Source organism: Huintestinicola sp. (assembly GCF_051882455.1).
Taxonomy (GTDB): Bacteria; Bacillota; Clostridia; order Oscillospirales; family Ruminococcaceae; genus Huintestinicola.
Genome location: NZ_JBJERV010000024.1, coordinates 1 through 15382 on the forward strand (window position 1 = coordinate 1; position 15382 = coordinate 15382).

Below are 15382 nucleotides of genomic sequence, written 5' to 3' on the forward strand. Positions count from 1 at the left end.
CAGCGGCGGTACAGCCTTTCCCTGCGGCATATGCAGACAGTTTCTCTATGAATTTGCCGAGGACGATTTCCGCGTGATATTAAAGGACGATAAGGGAGAGCTTGCTGTATTTTCCCTTGAGGAGCTTATTCCCCATGGATTCAGACTGAACGAATAGCCGAAGCGGCAAGCTGCAGAAAACCGAACTGCCCCGAAATGCAAAACGGGCAGTTCATTTTTTGTATTTTTGGAAAATTTCAAAAAAATTTCGTCAATCTATTGACAAATGGAAAATGATGTGATATAATTCATATTAAACAGATAGGAAATATCTAATTTAATGATTTTTACAAACAGAAAGGCGGATACATATGAAGGTTTACAAGAAGATCACCGACCTTATCGGTCACACCCCTCTGCTGGAGCTTGAGAATATCGAGAAAGCCGAGGGACTTGAGGCAAAGATATACGCAAAGCTTGAGTATTTCAATCCCGCAGGCAGCGTAAAGGACAGGATCGCCAAGGCTATGCTTGAGGACGCAGAGGCAAAGGGCGTGTTAAAGCCCGGCAGCACCATTATCGAGCCTACCAGCGGCAATACGGGAATAGGTCTTGCCTCCGCAGCGGCTGCAAAGGGCTACAAGCTTATCATTGCAATGCCCGAGACAATGAGCGTGGAGCGCAGAAAGCTCATGAAGGCATACGGTGCGGAGCTTGTTCTCACCGAGGGTGCAAAGGGCATGAAGGGCGCTATTGCCAAGGCTGAGGAGCTTGCAAAGGAAATTCCCGGCAGCTTTATCCCCTCACAGTTCTCGAATCCCGCAAATCCTGCCGCTCATGAGAAGTCCACAGGCGTTGAGATATGGGAGGATACCGACGGAACGGTGGATATTTTCGTTGCGGGCGTCGGCACAGGCGGTACCATCACAGGCACAGGAAAATATCTGAAATCTCAGAAGCCCGATGTTAAGATAGTTGCCGTTGAGCCTGCCACATCTCCCGTGCTTTCGGGCGGAAACCCCGGACCTCATAAGATACAGGGGATCGGTGCGGGCTTTGTTCCCGATACCCTTGACACCAAGATATACGATGAGATAATCCCCGTTGAAAACGATGACGCATTCGACACGGGCAGGAAAATTGCCAAGTCCGAGGGCGTTCTTGTGGGTATATCCTCGGGAGCGGCGCTTTATGCGGCAATTGAGCTTGCTAAGCGCCCCGAAAACAAGGGCAAGACCATTGTTGTTCTTCTCCCCGACACAGGTGAGAGATATCTTTCCACTGCAATGTTCTCCGAATAATGGATAAAAATCTCACCGCACTGTCAGACGCTTTCGGCGTCGGCTGTGCGGTGATTTTTTTATTATATTATATTTGTCTGCGGTATTCGGTGGGCGTTTTTCCCGTTCTGCTTTTGAACTGCCTCATAAAATTATATTCGGTGGCATAGCCGCATTTTGCGGCTATTTCCGCAACGGTAAGCTCGGTGGATGAAAGCAGTCTTTTTGCCCGTTCAAGTCTGCCGTTTATTACGTCGTTTATCACGCTGACTCCGAACATCTTCTTATATAAATGCTGAAAGCCCGAGCGGCTCATATTTACTGACGCCGCCATCTCGTCTATGCTCAAAGCTTTTTCGGGGTCGGTGTGCAGAGCGGTTCTCAGCTGCGTCATACGGTGATTCTTTTCTATGAACATTTTTGAGGATATATGCGCTCCCGAACGGATAAGCCTGCTTACCGACAGCAGCAGTATCTCGGTGTAATGCTCCTCTATCTCAAGATGAAATGGCTCGGCGCAGTAATGCTCAAAGGCAAGAATATGGACGATATGGGAGACTGATTCGGTATCGCCCAGATATACAGGCTCATTTATGGGTATTCCCAGCTCATCGAAACGGCGCACCGTTTCCTCATCTGCGCTGAAATATATCCAGTCATCGGTATATCTGTCCCCCGCCGCGCAGTATCTGCAGGGTGCGTCGGGGGATATTATCACGAAGGAATTTTCCCTGACGGTATAGCTTTTTCCGTTCACCTCAAACTGTGCGGGGGTCTTGACTATGAGCATGAGCCAGCAGCCCGGACCGTTGGGTCTGTTCATAACAAAATCCGAATCGTGGCTGTAATTGTATCCGATAGTCCCGAGCTTCATTCATATCACTCCGAAATAAAATTTTGTTCCGAAATAATTATACCACAGACCCGCTTTTGATTCAACTATTTCATAAAAACAAATTCTATAAGCTCAAAAAGGCTCCTGTCTTTGAAATATTCGCCCGTCCAGCCGCTGTAATCCGTTGATATCTTAAAATATACCGCCCGTCTGCCCGTTACGGCTTTTACAGCGGTCTTGACTATTCCGCCGTCCTGCCCGATACGGCATACCCCTATTTCCTCATCATCTGCAAAAATATGCATCTTACAGTCACAGCCCATGCCTTTTGTCTTTGCGGCAAATTCCATGGTCCTGCTTGAATAGTCCTCGCCGAAATCAAAATATTTATACCCGATAACATCGCCGTCCCGAATATTTATTACTGCCCTGTCAAACGCATTTTTCTCGGTTATGAACGCTTTTCCTTTAAGCACGCAGGCAATGTCCGCAGGGGTTATCTCATAGGGGTCAAGGCTGTCCTCAAAGCCGAGTGAGGTCATTTCCACAGGGGGAATGGTGCCGTCGGGGAGTATCTCTATCTTCTCGACACAGCCACGTCTTGACATAATAGTGCCGTTTGTCATGCGGTGATAGAAAATATACCACTGCCCGTTTATGCATACCACAGAGCCGTGGTTGTTTCCGCCGGGATAATCCACTCCGTTGTCTACGATATATCCCCGATAGGTGAAGGGCCCCGTGGGACTGTCGGAGGTCGCATAGGCAAGGCGGCTGCCCCGCTTGGGTGAATATATCATATAATAGGTGCCGTTTATTTTCCGCGGCGAGCAGGCTTCATAGAAAAGGGATTCCTCCTCGGCAAAGCCGCCTTCCTCTGTTTCGGTGCAGGGGATAAAATGCTCGATACAGCTGCCGTCGATGATCTCGTACATATTTTCGCTGTTCACTTCCGCAAGGAAGGAGCGCTCAAAGCCGCAGTAGATATATGTTCTGCCGTCGTCGTCCACGAGCACGCCCGGGTCTATGAACCAGCCGTTGCAGCAGACTTCCTCGGGAATGGTATATTTATATTTGGATAAAAGCCTGAACGGTCCCTCGGGTCTGTCGCTGACTGCTACGCACCCCCTTGCATTTACGATATATGCATAAAGATAGTATTTCCCGTCGATCCCCTGCACAACGTCGGGGGCGAACAGAAGAGTATTATCTCCGTTCCAGTCTATGTCTGAGGGGTGGTCCCTGTCTGCCTTCGTATGAAAAATATCACCGTGGCACACCCATTTCGTAAGGTCGGTCAGGGGGGCGCTCCAGCATTTTAATACGAAATCGCAGAAGTTATCCGAGCCTGCCTTGTCATGGGAGCCGTATACATATATCCTGTCTCCGAATACTCTTGGCTCGCCGTCGGGGATGTATTCCCAGCGGGGAAGATATGGATTCATAGCTTTTACCGTCCTTTCTTTTTTTATAATTATATTCCTTTCTGCTTCTGTAATCAATAGCCTATGCAGTCGGATATACTGACCTTTTGTGCATTTGTGCCTCAATGCATGATGACCTGTTCTGCTGATCTGCGATATCATTGATGTATAACAGGATATAACGAAAAGGGGCTTTGCGGCGTGAACTGCAGAACCCCTTTTATATGCTCCGACATTGAAAATGCGGTAAAGCTCAGCGATGCAGACAGGAGCTGAGACGTAATATCGGAATAAATATCATGCAAAGTGATATGATTTTAAGAAAGCTGTCACTTTTTAAGTGTAAATTTTCCGGTGAGCCGTTTCATTGTGTTTGCCTGCCCTGCAAGCTCTTCGGCTGCGGCGGCGCTTTGCTCGGAAGCCGCAGAGTTGTTGCGGGTCACTTCGGAAAGCTGTTCCACACCGACAGTCACCTGATTTACCGCTTCGGACTGCCTGCGGGAATTTCCTGCTATATCGTCAATGGCTGTGATGATATCGCTGATGTTTTTCACAACGGTGCTGAGAGATTCGGCTGTCCTGTTTGCGATCTGCGAGCCGTTTTCCACCGCTTCCATTGTTTTGCTGATGAGTGCGGAGGTGTTCTGAGAAGCCTCGGCGGACTTGGAGGCGAGGTTCCTTACTTCATCTGCCACCACGGCAAAGCCCTTGCCTGCTTCGCCTGCCCTTGCGGCTTCGACAGCGGCATTCAGCGCCAGGATATTGGTCTGGAAGGCTATGTCCTCGATGGTCTTGATTATTTCGCTTATCTGATCGGCATTGTCGCTGATATCCCTCATTGCGTCCAGCATATGGTTCATACGCTCGTTGCTGAGGTTCGCCTCGCTGCCGATGGTATTCATGCTTTCGCTTACCTGCTCTGCCTGCGCTGCATTGGTCTTTATCTGACCTGACATCTCGTTTATGGTTGCCACGAGCTGTTCAATGGAGTCTGCCTGCTCGGTGGAGCCTGAAGCCAGAGACTGCGCTCCTCCCGAAACCTGATCTGCTCCGTTTGCCACCTGGTCTGCCGCACGGTCTATCTCTACTAAGGTGCCGTTGAGGGAGGCGGTGATGTTTTCAAGTGCGTATTTCAGCTTTTCAAACTCGCCCTTGTAATCCATTTTCAGGCTGATGTTCAGATTGCCCGAGGCTATTCGGTTCAGCACATCGGACAGCTCGGTGATATATCCCGAATAGTTTCTGAGCTGATCGGTGGTCTGTTTCAGGCTGTTTGCCAGAACGCCGATGTCATCCTTTGAGGCTGCATTGACCGTAACGTCCAGCTCGCCTGCTGCGACCTTCCGGGCAGCATGATTAAGCTCACGAAGCGAACGGGTCATTCTGACAGTTACGATAATGGAAACGGCTGCTGTGACTGCCGCCACTACTATTACTGCCGCAAGCATTACCATTACCATATGGACGGACTGCTGAGAAAGCTCTGAGGCTTCAACTGTGAATATCAGCTTCATGCCGTTGTCAAGAGTGCTGAAAACCACATTCCTGCTTGTTCCGCTGATACTGCAGGTAATGGGTGACTCGCTTGCTTCTTCCGACAGGGAATCCGAAAGCGCTTGGGATGAGCAGTATTCTTCAATGCTTGTGCCAAAGGTCATATCCCTGCCGTACATTACGCTGTTGGCGCTGTCCACGATGATGGGCAGTCCCGTTTCGTATGCATCGGAGCCTTCTGCGATGTTCTGCACCATTGTGAAATCTATATCCATTCCGATGATGCCTACATTCACGCCGTCATGAAACAGCGGCACCACATAGGATATCATATATATTCCCACATTTTCGTTAAGATAGGGATTCATCCAGGTGGGCTTTCCGTTGTTGACAGGGGTGTAGTACCAGCCTACATGGGCAAGATCGGTCTTGTCAAAGGTGCTGAAATCGGTGGGTGTGACGCTCTGAAACTCTTCGGCGGTGCTGTTTCTTGTAAAAAACAAGCCTGAGGTTGGATCGGTGAAATCGGGATTATATCTTATGTAGGCACATATGGCTCCGTCGGTATTTCCCGCTGAGCTTAAAAGTATCGGCTCGATCTCTTTTGTGTATTCGGTCACATAATTGCTGTCGGTCCTGAAGGCATTAAAATCATCGAGACCGTTTATTGCCACTTCGGCAAGCGTATCCACAGACTGCTCTATCTTGCTCAGATATGCGTTTATATCGGAGCAGATGCTGTTTTCTGCTGTTATCATGATCTTTCGCGAATCTTCGCTGAATGCTTCATTCGCACTCAGATTTCCAAGTGTGCCGACGGCTATTGAAGCGATTGTGGTACAAGCCGCTGCCATAATGCTGATCTTCTGGGTGATTGTCATATTTTTATCTCCTGATTCTGTTATTTTCGCCGTCTCGGCTTTCAAATGTATTATAGCATTTACTCCGGCAAAAGTCAATGCCGCAGAGCCGGCTTTCGATGATTTTTCTTTTGTCTGCTTTCGGGCAAAAAAATAAACCGCTTAACCTGCGTTAAACGGTTTACATACTTTGGTTGCGGAGGCTGGATTTGAACCAACGACCTTCGGGTTATGAGCCCGACGAGCTACCGAGCTGCTCCACTCCGCGATGTTATCCTTGGCACTCATTTTCAGAGTGCTTATTTATTATATCACATTGAAAAGGGTTTGTCAAGCTTTTTTTTAAAAAATTTTTTCAAGTCCAAAAAAAGCGGCGGTATTTTTATTTCAAACGGCTTGCCTGCGTGATTATCAGGGTGTTGTAAATTTAAGGGAAAAGGCAAAGATTAAAATAAGATTAAATTACGCGAAATACCTTGACAGGCGAGGTACTATGTGTTATCATATATAACAGAACAGTTCGGATATCAAAGCTTCGGGGAAAGGGTGATAACAAATGTCAATAGCATCAGACCTCATACGAGGGCATACGGACACCATTATCCTGTCCCTGCTGTCGGTGAGCGACAGCTACGGCTATAAGATAAACAAGGATATTTTAGAGCTTACGGGAAACCGTTTTGAGTTCAAGGAAGCCACCCTCTACAGTGCATTCAGGCGGCTGGAGCAGTCGGGGCTTATCGCCTCCTACTGGGGGGACGAAAATTCGGGCGCAAGGCGTAAATACTACACCATTACCGATTCCGGGCGCAGACAGTACAGCGATAATCTGGCAGAATGGGACAAGACCAAAGCTATTGTGGACAAGCTTCTTTATGCTGCTCAGAACGCAGATAAAGCCGATAACGGCGGCGGAAAAATATAAAGATATATCAAGGGAAAGGTTGGTAATAGAAATGAAATCAGCAATAAGGGCATATGTGGACAATCTGTTCAAGGACGCTCCTCATGAAAAAGCGGTCACGGAGCTCAGGGAGGAGATACTCTCAAATCTCGAGGCGCGATACGACGACTGCATAAACGCGGGTATGACCCCTCAGCGTGCATATGCGGCGGTAATAGGAACTATGGGCGATGTAAGCGGGCTTATCGAACAGGTGAGCGGCTCGGGCTTTCACGAGGAAGGACTTTTCGAGAAGACCTCTCCCAAAAGCAGGCTTATGAAAAAATACGCCTATGTTTTCAAGGAGAGCAACATCAAGGCGATAAAAAATGCCGCCATAGCCGTAATGTGGCTGCTTATCGTAGTGCTTTACTTTCTGATAAATTACAATAATGACTGCTGGGATTATTCCTGGCTCATATTCATAGTGGGTGCGGCGCTGACGGTGGGCTTTAATATGGTAGGAAATGTTATCCGCATAAGCCGCAATGACGATACAGAAAGCAGGATAAAGCTTCTCAAAAAAATAAGAGGCGGCACTTCTGCCATAATGTGGCTGGCTATCGTGTTTTTCTACTTTGCCATCAGCTTTAATTCTTACGAATGGGATATTTCATGGCTCATATTCATTCTGGGCGCGGCGGCTCAGATAGTTGTAAACACCATATTCAAGGTTCTTATCAGCCGCTTTACACCGTAAAATACTATTATTAAAAAGGAAAAATTAAAATGAGTTTACCCATAAAGGAATTTACAGACGGATATGCCGAAAAAGAGACTATTCGTGCGCATATGCCGGGTCACAAGGGAAAAGGTGAACCTTTTAACGCCCTTGACATCACCGAAATAAAGGGCGCGGACAGCCTTTTTGAAGCAAGTGGCATAATTGCGGAAAGCGAGAGAAAGGCTTCTGAAATATTCGGCTCATATAAAACGCTTTACAGCGCAGGCGGCTCAACGCTTTGCATTTACACAATGCTTGCCATGTGCCTTTTGGGCAGTCCCTCAAGGAAGATAGTTGCCGCAAGAAACTGCCACAGAGCATTCTTAAATGCCTGCATTATGCTTGACGCAGAGGTGGAATGGGTCTATCCCCGATACGAAAGCTCCATCGTTTCGGGAGAGATAACGGCGGAAATGATAGAAGCCGCCATAGCAAAGGCGGGAGACCCTGTCTGCGTTTACATAACCACCCCCGATTACTTGGGCAGGCTCACTCCTCTTGATGATATTGCCCGTGTGTGCAGAGAGCATAACTGCCGTCTTTTGGTGGACAATGCCCACGGAGCATATTTACGCTTTATATCCGAAAACGGCACACCTCTCCACCCCTTGTATCACGGGGCGGACATATGCTGCGACTCTGCCCACAAAACGCTCCCTGTGCTTACGGGGGGCGCATACCTGCATATAAACGACCCGACCTTGGAAAAATATGAGGGCTATGCAAAGGAAATAATGTCCATGTTCGGCTCCTCAAGCCCCTCCTATCTCATTCTCCGTTCCCTGGATATGTGCAATGAGTTTATGGAGAGCGAGGCAGAAGAGTATTTTGCAAAGATGAAAAAGGCATCGGAAAATGTCAGGAGCTTTCTGTCTCCCTACTGGCACATAGAGGAGGGGGAGTGCGGCAAGCTGACCGTTCTTGCCCCGCAATCGGGATATTCGGGATATGACCTGGCAGAGGTGCTGAGAGGGTGGGATATCGAGTGCGAATATGCAGACAATACCCACGTGGTCCTTATGCTCACAGGGCTTGACGTTTACGAGATAAACGCCATCGGCAGGGCATTCTCGTCTATCCCGCAGCCGAGGATAAGGGTGCCGCTCCCCGACTTTTCGGGTCTTGCTCCCCTTGAGAAGGCTATGAGCATAAGAGAGGCGGCAATGTGTCCCCGTGAATATGTTCCCGTTGAAGATGCGGCAGGAAGGATCTGCTCCTCAGCGGTGTCCTGCTGCCCTCCCGGAATTGCCGCGGTGACAGGCGGAGAAATTTTTTCGGAGGAAATTATAAATATTTTGAAAAACTATAGCATTTTTCACGTAAATGTGGTAAAATAAAATTGCGGTAATGTGTGCCGCATTATTATCACATTTTAAGGATATGATATTATGAAGCTGATATATGCCGTTATCAACAACGACGACAGCCACGCTGTTTCCACCGAGCTTACCAAAAAGGGCTTTTCCGCAACAAAGCTTGCCTCCACAGGCGGCTTTCTTATGGCGGGAAACACCACCTTTATGATATGCGTGGAGGAGCAGAGAGTGGACGAGGCTATCGAAGTTATAAGAGAATGTTCCCGCAAGAGAAAGCAGTTCATTCCCTCGGCGGCTTCCGGAAGGTCGGACACCACAGGCTCCTTCCCCATCGAAGTTACCGTAGGCGGCGCAACGGTATTCGTTACGGATATCGAGCGTTTTGAAAAGCTGTGATGAAGCTTTATTCCAAGGAAAACGCCCTGCGCCCCATTGAGGCTATGAGCAGGTCGGGTAGATTTGTCCATTCCTACATACTCACAGGGGAAAAGGGCGTGGGAAAAAAGACCTTTGCGCGGTATATCGCAATGCAGCTGCTGTGCGAAAACCATAATGCCTGCGGCGAATGCAGGCAGTGCAGCAGAGTTCTGCGAGGGCAGCACCCGGATTTTATTGAGGTCATGCGGGAAAACGGAAAGGTGAATTACTCCGTTGACGATATCCGCGAAAAGGTGGTCGCCGACAGCTATATCTCACCCAATGACTGCGAGCGGAAGGTGTATCTGCTCACCGACTGCGAGGGCTGGCAGGACTCCTGTCAGGACGCACTGCTGAAAATCACCGAGGACCCTCCCGACGCCGCATATTTCATATTTACCTCGGCAAATAAAAGCAGCTTTCTTCCCACTCTTATCTCACGCTCCATGACCATAGAGCTTCACGAGGCGGACAGGGAGAGCTGCAAGGAGGCACTTCGGGACACAGGGAAATACTCCGAGGAGGATATCGAAAGGGCAGCAGGCTCCTTCGGCGGCAACATCGGACAGTGCATTGATTTCCTTGAGGGAGACGCAAACCTTATCAAGTCTGCGGAAGCGGTGAAAAAGGCTATGGAAGCCATCGTTTCCAGAGACGAATACGGTCTTGCGGTCATTCTCGGGGGCATATCCTCAAAAAGAGAGGAAATGCGGTGTACTCTTGAAATGCTTGCCCGCTCCATACGGGACGGGGCTGTTCTCAGAAACGGAAACAATGAGACTGTAAGCTGCACCGAAGTCTCCTCAAGAAAGCTGGCAGAGCGTTTTTCAACGGGACGGATACTGGCAATGTACGACGCTGTCTGCGAAGCCTCCTACAGATGCACCAGAAACTGCAACGCCCAGGGTGCTGCGGCTGTTCTGGCAGGAAAGCTGTGCAGATGATTTTTTGAAAGGGAAAATGTAAATATAATGACTGAAATAATCGGAGTTAGATTTAAGGAATCGGGGAAGATGTATTACTTCTCCCCCAACGGCGCAAAGCTTGAGGCAGGCGACAAGGTCATTGTTGAAACTGCCCGGGGCGTGGAATGCGGCAATGTGGTGATGGGCTGCCGAATGGTGGAGGAGGATAAGATAGTCTCTCCCCTCAAGCCAATAATACGCCCCGCCACCGAAAGAGATCTTAAAATAGTGGAGCAGAATAAGGCAAAGGAAGCAAATGCCGCACGTATCTGCCAGGAAAAGATAGCCGCTCACAAGCTTGATATGAAGCTGGTGGACGTGGAATGTACCTTTGACAACAACAAGCTTCTTTTCTATTTCACAGCGGAAAACCGCGTGGATTTCAGAGAGCTTGTAAAGGACCTGGCGGCGGTTTTCCGCACGAGGATAGAGCTCAGACAAATAGGCGTGAGAGACGAGGCGAAAATGCTGGGCGGTCTGGGAGTATGCGGCAGACCCTTCTGCTGCAAGACGTTTTTAGGCGAGTTCCAGCCCGTTTCCATCAAAATGGCAAAGGAGCAGGGCTTGTCCCTTAATCCCACCAAAATTTCGGGCACCTGCGGCAGGCTTATGTGCTGTCTGAAATACGAGCAGGATTTCTACGAGGAAGCCTTCAAGACCACTCCCAAGGTGGGGGCATATGTAAAGGCTCCCGAGTTCAAGGGCTATGTGGAGGAGGTAAATCTCCTGACGGGAATGCTCAAAGTAAAGCCTGAAAAATCCGACGACCCTGCGGTGATACTCAGCAAGGACGAGGTCACTGTCATCAAGGACGGAAGGATACGTATGGACAAAGACGAAATGCGAGCTTTAAAACAGCTTGAAGATAAATAACCAGAACTTTTTTGGAGGTAATCATTATGAACAGAACAAACAAAGGTCTTACTATTGCAAGAGAGATAATCCTTATCGTAACATTCTGCCTTACAATTGCGAATGTGGTGCTGATGATCGTTCAGCTCGCACTGGGCAGCAAGGAAGCAAAGCGCTGCTTTGATATCAACGACAGAGATGAGCTCCCTTTCTGAGATCATAACATATTTTAAAGGAGTATTTATATCATTATGGCTGAAACAGTTGTTGTTAACGGCAAAAAAACAGGCAAGATAGTAGGCGGAGTTATTGCTGCTGCCGCCGTTCTTATTGTGGCGCTCAATTCCTTTACGTCCGTGGAAGCGGGTCATTCGGGAGTTGTGCTCACCTTCGGAAAGGTCTCCGAAGCGGTTTTATCCGAGGGACTTCACGTTAAAATACCTTTTATCCAGCAGATCATCCAGATAGACAACCGAGTATTAAAGGCAGAGGTGGACTGCTCCTCGGCTTCAAAGGACCTGCAGACGGTGTCCAGCACCATTGCCCTCAACTACAGGGTGAGAAACGAGGCTTCCGCCAAGATATACAAGGAAGTGGGTCTTTCCTACGAAAATGTTATCATCAATCCTGCGATACAGGAATGTGTAAAGGCGGTTACCGCAAAGTACACCGCCGAGCAGCTCATCACCGAGAGACAGATAATCAGCGACCAGATGAAGGAGCTTCTGAACGAAAAGATCAGCAGCTACGGTCTTGAGCTTGAGATATTCAACATCATCTCCTTTGAGTTCACCGCCGAGTACAATGCGGCTATCGAAGCCAAGCAGACCGCTCAGCAGAATGCTCTCAAGGCGGAGCAGGATCTCCAGAGAATTAAGGTAGAGGCGGAGCAGACCGTTGCCCAGGCAGAGGCTGAGGCTGAGGCATACCGTCTGAAATCCGAGCAGATAACTCCCCAGATGATAGCAATGGAGTACATAGACAAGTGGGACGGCAAGCTCCCTGCGGTGGCAGGCGGCGACAGCAGCTCGATGCTTATCGACATTTCCGAGATAATTAAGGAAATGGAAACAAAGAGCAGTTCTTCAAATACAGCTGCACCCGCTCCTGCGGTATCCGCTCCCGTTTCACAGCAGGTTAATACTCCCGAGGACGAAGAGTCTGAGGAATAAGAAATAATAAGATCCTCTGCTTTTTCAAAGCGGAGGATTTTTTCTGAGAACTTGAGAGAGGTGAAAATTTTTGATAAAAAATGTGATATTTGACATCGGAATGGTGCTCATAACCTTCAACTGGGACCAATACGTCCACAGGCTTTTTAACGACGAGGAAACCGAACAGGCGGTAACGGCTGCCACCTGGCATAATCCGACGATATGGAACGAGCTTGACAAGGGCGTTCTCAGCGCAGAGGAGGTATGCAGGCTTTTCGAGCAGTCGGGCAAGGGCTATGAAAAGCAGGTGCGTCTTGCCTTTGAGCGAATGGGGGAATGTCCCGAGCAGCAGCCATATGCCATTCCATGGATAGAGGAGCTGAAAGCAAAGGGTCTTAACGTCTACTATCTGTCAAACTATTCCTACTACCTTATGGACGTGTGCCCCGAAGCGCTGTCTTTTACAAAGCATATGGACGGGGGCGTGTTCTCCTGCGAGGAGAAGCTCACAAAGCCCGACCCGGAAATTTACCGCAGGCTGTGTAAAAAATACGGTCTTATCCCATCGGAATGTCTGTTTATTGACGATCTGGCGGCGAATGTGGCAGGCGCTCAGAGCGTGGGGCTGAATGCTGTGCAGTTTGAAAGCTATGAGAAAAATTATCCCGAAATTATGCGTTTTATTGATGAAATATAAAAATAACGGCTTGTATCAGCGCGATACAAGCCGTTATTAACATCATGATATCATTTAAGTATCTCTATCTCGCCGAATATGAGAACTCTTTTTCCGCTGCCGAGAATGGCAAGGATAAGATTTTGGAGATAGTAAAATCCTGCTGCTATGCCAAGCACCACGCCTGCAACGCCTGTGATAATGCCGCCGATAACGGGGATAAAGCCCACAAGACCGATCACCTTTGAGGCAAGACCCAGGAGAGCCATTATGATAAACGTGATAAGAGACTGATTTGCTCTGAACATACAGTAAGGCGAATATTTCTTATCCTTCATCACAAGAGGGAGAAAGAACAGAAACGGCAGCGCAGCCATAAGCGCACCCAGAGCTAAGTTTTCACTTTTGTCGCTTGAGCTGAAAACTTCTTCGCTTTTCATAAACAGTCCGCCTTTCGATATAGCTTACTTTACAACTCTTACTCTGATAACATTCTCAACTGCTGAGAGCTTTGAAACGATGTCATCGGTGATATCGCCGATGGCGTCTATCAGAGTGCAGGCATAATTCTTCTTGGAGGGGCTCATCATATTCTCGATGTTGATGGAAGCGTTGCCCAGAACTGCGGTTATCTCGGAGATAACTGCGGGAACGTTTCTGTGGAGGACCATTATCTTTGTTCCAACGGCGTTCATCTCGGCGTTGGGGAAGTTAACGGAGTTTCTGATGTTGCCGTTCTCGATGAAGTCAATAAGCTCGTTTGCAGCCATAACAGCGCAGTTATCCTCTGACTCGGGTGTGGAAGCGCCCAGGTGAGGTACGCATATAGCATTCTTAACGCCGATCATCTCGTCGGAGGGGAAGTCAACGATGTAGGAAGCCACCTTGCCGCTTTCAAGTGCGGAAATGATAGCGTCGGAGTCGACCAGCTCGCCTCTTGCAAAGTTAAGTATCCTTACGCCGTCCTTCATCATAGCGATGGTCTCGCTGTTGATGGTGCCCTTTGTCTCAGGGTTGTAGGGAACGTGAATGGTGATGTAATCGGAAGCGGCATAAAGCTCCTTGATATCGGAAACTATCTTTATGCCGGGATTCATGGAAAGAGCCGCCTTAACGGAAAGGTAAGGGTCATAGCCGATGACCTTCATTCCCAGAGACATTGCCGCATTGCCCACCAGAACGCCGATAGCGCCCATTCCGATGATACCGAGGGTCTTGCCGCTTATCTCGGGGCCTGCAAAGTTTGACTTGCCCTTTTCCACCATCTTGCCTACCTCTGCGCCGTTGCCCTTGAGGGAAGATGCCCAGCTTATTGCGTCGGTTATCTTTCTCGAGCTCATAAGGAGACCTGCGATAACAAGCTCCTTAACAGCGTTTGCGTTTGCGCCGGGGGTGTTGAATACAACGATACCCTCTTCTGCGCAGCGGTCAACGGGAATGTTGTTTACACCTGCGCCTGCTCTTGCGATAGCGAGGAGATTATCGGAAAACTCCATATCGTGCATAGCAGCGGAGCGCACCATTATTGCGTCAGGAGCGGAAACGCTGTCGGAAACGTTATATTTTGCCTTGTCGAAAATATCGGTTCCGCAGGCAGCGATTTTATTTAAAGTAAGAACGTTGATCATTGCAGTCTATCCTTTCGTGACAAGTAATGTTATCAGGAATTTTCCTCTTCAAATTTCTTCATAAATGCAACAAGCTTCTCGCAGCCCTCTATAGGCATTGCATTGTAAACGGAAGCTCTCATGCCGCCGACGCTTCTGTGACCCTTGAGGTTTATGAAGCCTGCCTTCTTAGCCTCGGAAACGAACTTAGCGTCAAGCTCCTCGTTGCCCGTAACAAAGGGGATATTCATAAGAGAACGGTCCTTACCCTGAACGGTAGCCTTGAACAGCTTGGAATTATCAAGGAAATCATAGATTATAGCGGCTTTCTTCTCATTGTGAGCCTTCATAGCCTCAAGTCCGCCCATTTCCTTTACCCACTCGAGAACGAGCTTCAGAATGTAAATGGAGTATGTAGGAGGAGTGTTGTACATAGAGCCGTTGTCAGCGTGTATCTGATAGTTGAGCATTGTGGGAGTGATATCCTTTGCATGACCTATCATATCCTCGCGGATAATTACAACGGTGAGACCTGCAGGACCCATATTCTTCTGTGCGCCTGCGTATATCATAGCGAACTTGCTTACGTCAACGGGTTCGGAAAGAATGCAGGAGGACATATCCGCAACCAGAGGAACACTTACCTCGGGAAGCTCAGCCCACTTTGTGCCGTAGATGGTGTTGTTAAGGCAGATGTGGAAATAGTCTGCGTCAGCTCTGCACTCGTTCTTGTCTATCTCGGGAATGTAGGAGAAGGTCTTATCCTTGGAGGAAGCAACAGCCTTTGCGTCGCCGTAGCGAGAAGCCTCCTGATATGCCTTGTTAGCCCACTGACCTGTGATAACGAAGTCAGCCT

General features: G+C 48.6%; 16 protein-coding genes and 1 tRNA gene. 10 read left to right on the forward strand and 7 right to left on the reverse strand.

Annotated features, from left to right (window positions below; genetic code table 11):
- The first annotated feature begins 350 nt into the window (after window positions 1–350).
- Window positions 351–1280, forward strand: coding sequence for a cysteine synthase A (cysK, locus tag ACI4J0_RS03315; protein ID WP_439764399.1), 930 nt, complete (start codon window positions 351–353; stop codon window positions 1278–1280).
- A 67-nt stretch (window positions 1281–1347) separates the two neighbouring features.
- Here the strand turns inward: cysK and ACI4J0_RS03320 are convergent, their stop codons facing one another.
- The 4 genes from ACI4J0_RS03320 to ACI4J0_RS03335 all read right to left on the reverse strand — a co-directional run bounded on the left by ACI4J0_RS03320 (window position 1348) and on the right by ACI4J0_RS03335 (window position 6140).
- Window positions 1348–2133 carry a helix-turn-helix domain-containing protein gene (locus ACI4J0_RS03320; RefSeq protein WP_439764400.1) on the reverse strand — a complete coding sequence of 262 codons (786 nt, stop codon included), beginning with the start codon at window positions 2131–2133 and terminating at the stop codon, window positions 1348–1350.
- A 65-nt stretch (window positions 2134–2198) separates the two neighbouring features.
- On the reverse strand, window positions 2199–3539 hold the full coding sequence (locus tag ACI4J0_RS03325) for a family 43 glycosylhydrolase (protein WP_439764401.1): 1341 nt from the start codon (window positions 3537–3539) through the stop codon (window positions 2199–2201).
- 308 nt (window positions 3540–3847) lie between these two features.
- On the reverse strand, window positions 3848–5893 hold the full coding sequence (locus ACI4J0_RS03330) for a methyl-accepting chemotaxis protein (RefSeq protein ID WP_439764402.1): 2046 nt from the start codon (window positions 5891–5893) through the stop codon (window positions 3848–3850).
- A gap of 170 nt (window positions 5894–6063) precedes the next feature.
- Window positions 6064–6140, reverse strand: a tRNA-Met gene (locus ACI4J0_RS03335).
- 288 nt (window positions 6141–6428) lie between these two features.
- Between ACI4J0_RS03335 and ACI4J0_RS03340 the strand changes: the two genes are divergently transcribed.
- The 9 genes from ACI4J0_RS03340 to ACI4J0_RS03380 all read left to right on the forward strand — a co-directional run bounded on the left by ACI4J0_RS03340 (window position 6429) and on the right by ACI4J0_RS03380 (window position 12940).
- Window positions 6429–6797: a PadR family transcriptional regulator gene (locus ACI4J0_RS03340; protein ID WP_439764403.1), complete on the forward strand. Its 369-nt coding sequence runs from the start codon at window positions 6429–6431 to the stop codon at window positions 6795–6797.
- Window positions 6798–6828: 31 nt separating this feature from the next.
- Window positions 6829–7515 carry a permease prefix domain 1-containing protein gene (locus ACI4J0_RS03345; RefSeq protein WP_439764404.1) on the forward strand — a complete coding sequence of 229 codons (687 nt, stop codon included), beginning with the start codon at window positions 6829–6831 and terminating at the stop codon, window positions 7513–7515.
- A 29-nt stretch (window positions 7516–7544) separates the two neighbouring features.
- On the forward strand, window positions 7545–8876 hold the full coding sequence (locus tag ACI4J0_RS03350; protein WP_439764405.1) for an aminotransferase class I/II-fold pyridoxal phosphate-dependent enzyme: 1332 nt from the start codon (window positions 7545–7547) through the stop codon (window positions 8874–8876).
- 51 nt (window positions 8877–8927) lie between these two features.
- Window positions 8928–9251, forward strand: a complete 324-nt coding sequence (locus tag ACI4J0_RS03355) for a cyclic-di-AMP receptor (protein ID WP_439764406.1) — start codon at window positions 8928–8930, stop codon at window positions 9249–9251.
- The gene (locus ACI4J0_RS03360; RefSeq protein WP_439764413.1) at window positions 9251–10216 is read left to right on the forward strand and encodes an ATP-binding protein; all 966 of its coding nucleotides are present in this window, start codon (window positions 9251–9253) and stop codon (window positions 10214–10216) included. The genes ACI4J0_RS03355 and ACI4J0_RS03360 overlap by 1 nt, the downstream gene beginning before the upstream one ends.
- Before the next feature lie 27 nt (window positions 10217–10243).
- On the forward strand, window positions 10244–11110 hold the full coding sequence (locus ACI4J0_RS03365; RefSeq protein WP_439764407.1) for a PSP1 domain-containing protein: 867 nt from the start codon (window positions 10244–10246) through the stop codon (window positions 11108–11110).
- Window positions 11111–11136: 26 nt separating this feature from the next.
- Window positions 11137–11304, forward strand: coding sequence for a hypothetical protein (locus ACI4J0_RS03370; protein WP_432650439.1), 168 nt, complete (start codon window positions 11137–11139; stop codon window positions 11302–11304).
- A gap of 36 nt (window positions 11305–11340) precedes the next feature.
- Window positions 11341–12261: a prohibitin family protein gene (locus tag ACI4J0_RS03375; RefSeq protein WP_439764408.1), complete on the forward strand. Its 921-nt coding sequence runs from the start codon at window positions 11341–11343 to the stop codon at window positions 12259–12261.
- A gap of 70 nt (window positions 12262–12331) precedes the next feature.
- Entirely contained in the window at window positions 12332–12940 is a 609-nt protein-coding gene (locus ACI4J0_RS03380) for an HAD family hydrolase (RefSeq protein WP_439764409.1), read from the forward strand.
- A 50-nt stretch (window positions 12941–12990) separates the two neighbouring features.
- On the opposite strand, the gene ACI4J0_RS03385 is transcribed toward ACI4J0_RS03380, so the two are convergent.
- The 3 genes from ACI4J0_RS03385 to serC form a co-directional block, all read right to left on the reverse strand.
- A complete protein-coding gene (locus tag ACI4J0_RS03385) occupies window positions 12991–13359 on the reverse strand; it encodes a hypothetical protein (protein WP_439764410.1) in 369 nt (122 codons plus the stop codon).
- Window positions 13360–13383: 24 nt separating this feature from the next.
- Window positions 13384–14547: a 3-phosphoglycerate dehydrogenase family protein gene (locus ACI4J0_RS03390; RefSeq protein WP_439764411.1), complete on the reverse strand. Its 1164-nt coding sequence runs from the start codon at window positions 14545–14547 to the stop codon at window positions 13384–13386.
- Window positions 14548–14579: 32 nt separating this feature from the next.
- Window positions 14580–15382 (reverse strand): 3-phosphoserine/phosphohydroxythreonine transaminase (serC, locus tag ACI4J0_RS03395; protein ID WP_439764412.1); only part of this gene is annotated, 803 nt, incomplete at its 5' end.

Bases quoted from the DNA above. Each gene is read 5' to 3' on its own strand.
- cysK (WP_439764399.1), top strand. From the start codon at position 351: ATGAAGGTTTACAAGAAGATCACCGACCTTATCGGTCACACCCCTCTG.
- ACI4J0_RS03320 (WP_439764400.1), bottom strand. From the start codon at position 2,133: ATGAAGCTCGGGACTATCGGATACAATTACAGCCACGATTCGGATTTT.
- ACI4J0_RS03325 (WP_439764401.1), bottom strand. From the start codon at position 3,539: ATGAATCCATATCTTCCCCGCTGGGAATACATCCCCGACGGCGAGCCA.
- ACI4J0_RS03330 (WP_439764402.1), bottom strand. From the start codon at position 5,893: ATGACAATCACCCAGAAGATCAGCATTATGGCAGCGGCTTGTACCACA.
- ACI4J0_RS03340 (WP_439764403.1), top strand. From the start codon at position 6,429: ATGTCAATAGCATCAGACCTCATACGAGGGCATACGGACACCATTATC.
- ACI4J0_RS03345 (WP_439764404.1), top strand. From the start codon at position 6,829: ATGAAATCAGCAATAAGGGCATATGTGGACAATCTGTTCAAGGACGCT.
- ACI4J0_RS03350 (WP_439764405.1), top strand. From the start codon at position 7,545: ATGAGTTTACCCATAAAGGAATTTACAGACGGATATGCCGAAAAAGAG.
- ACI4J0_RS03355 (WP_439764406.1), top strand. From the start codon at position 8,928: ATGAAGCTGATATATGCCGTTATCAACAACGACGACAGCCACGCTGTT.
- ACI4J0_RS03360 (WP_439764413.1), top strand. From the start codon at position 9,251: ATGAAGCTTTATTCCAAGGAAAACGCCCTGCGCCCCATTGAGGCTATG.
- ACI4J0_RS03365 (WP_439764407.1), top strand. From the start codon at position 10,244: ATGACTGAAATAATCGGAGTTAGATTTAAGGAATCGGGGAAGATGTAT.
- ACI4J0_RS03370 (WP_432650439.1), top strand. From the start codon at position 11,137: ATGAACAGAACAAACAAAGGTCTTACTATTGCAAGAGAGATAATCCTT.
- ACI4J0_RS03375 (WP_439764408.1), top strand. From the start codon at position 11,341: ATGGCTGAAACAGTTGTTGTTAACGGCAAAAAAACAGGCAAGATAGTA.
- ACI4J0_RS03385 (WP_439764410.1), bottom strand. From the start codon at position 13,359: ATGAAAAGCGAAGAAGTTTTCAGCTCAAGCGACAAAAGTGAAAACTTA.
- ACI4J0_RS03390 (WP_439764411.1), bottom strand. From the start codon at position 14,547: ATGATCAACGTTCTTACTTTAAATAAAATCGCTGCCTGCGGAACCGAT.